The organism is Streptomyces sp. NPDC005791 (assembly GCF_042871485.1).
Classification (GTDB): Bacteria; Actinomycetota; Actinomycetes; order Streptomycetales; family Streptomycetaceae; genus Streptomyces.
Map to the genome: position 1 here is coordinate 17,586 of NZ_JBIAIP010000032.1, position 1,370 is coordinate 18,955.

Genomic DNA, 1,370 nt, shown 5'->3' on the forward strand with positions numbered 1-1,370 from the left:
GGCCGTACGTGCCGGGGCGGGGCTGTGGGGGGGGGGGTGTGTGCGCGCACGGGTCACACCCCGCGTGGGGCGGGGGCCGGGGACCTGTGGGGGCCCGGGCACACGGCGCCTCGCGGGGGCCGGGGATCAGGCCGACTGACCTTCGGCGAGGTGGGTACGGAAGAAGCGGGTCACGTTCGCGACAGCGTTGTCGATCTGCTTCGGCGAGTCGTAGTAGTCGAAGTGGTTCCCGTCGGACCACACGAGCTCCTTGGGGCCCCGGACGGCCTCGTGGAGCATCCTGGCGTTCTCCGGCAGGGCACTGCCATCAGAGTGCACGACGATCGTCGGGGTGGAGACGGACGGTGCCTGGCCCAGCGCGTCGAGGGTGAGCCAGTTCGTCCACGACGAGACGTCCAGCTCGTTCCTGTACTGCGGAACGTTGCCGCGCGACTCGTTGGTGTAGTAGTCGTAGGCGCCCTGGACCGGGGCGTAGTTCGCCGCGTCCGTCTCGGTCTCGCTGTAGACCGTGATGGTCGTCGCCTCGCCGCTTTCCTCGTACTTCTTCCGCGCCGCGGCCGCCTGCTCGCGGCGCGCGGCCAGGCCGTCCTCGCCATAGGTGTTGGCGAACACCTCCGGGTCGGCGAGGAACCCGGCGATCGTCGCCAGACCCTTCAAACGCGGGTCCTGAGCGGCGAGGTAAACCCCGTTGCTCGCGGACGTGCAGACCCCGACCATGCCGACGGCCTCCACGTAAGGAAGCCCGGTCAGGTACGTAACCGCCGCCTGCAGGTCGCTGAGCTTCTCGGCCGGCGACTCGTACTGACGTGGCTGGCCCTCGCTCTCGCCGTAGTGGGCGTAGTCGAAGCTCAGGGCGACAAAGCCCTGCCCGGCGAACCTCTCTGCGTAGGCCCCCGCCATCTGCTCCTTGACCGACGTGAACGACCCCTGCACGATCACCGCCGGGTAGCGGCCGCTCTCATCGAGGTCGTCCGGGGTGAACAGGTTGCCCACCAGGGTCACACCATCACGGTCAAAGCTGATCTTGCGCTGCACTCTGTACTCCTCTGTCGATACTTCGAGAGTGCCTGCGGTGCGACTTGTCCACAATGGGAAGGATCTTTCCTAGGCACCCCCCACATGCCGCGTGCACCCCGAGACCAACCGACCCTGTCGGCAAACGATCGTTTGCCGACAGGCGGGCGGCGCGTCCAATGAACCCGTGCAATCCGGGGCTTCGCGGCGGCCCGAATCCAATCGGATCCGATGGTGATTGCCGACAGGGTTTGACGACAGCTAGTAGGGCTTGGTCATGTTGGTGCGGGGTCTGGCATGTCGCGGTGACAGGTGGGGCAGGCGCCGGTCCAGGTCGCGAGGAGTGTTTGCAGCTC

1 protein-coding gene is annotated in these 1,370 nt (G+C 67.4%); it reads right to left on the minus strand.

Features of this window, described 5'->3' with window-relative positions:
• Window positions 1–126 precede the first annotated feature (126 nt).
• Window positions 127–1,035: an alpha/beta hydrolase gene (locus ACFYSH_RS33435; protein ID WP_388757580.1), complete on the minus strand. Its 909-nt coding sequence runs from the start codon at window positions 1,033–1,035 to the stop codon at window positions 127–129.
• Window positions 1,036–1,370: the final 335 nt, after the last annotated feature.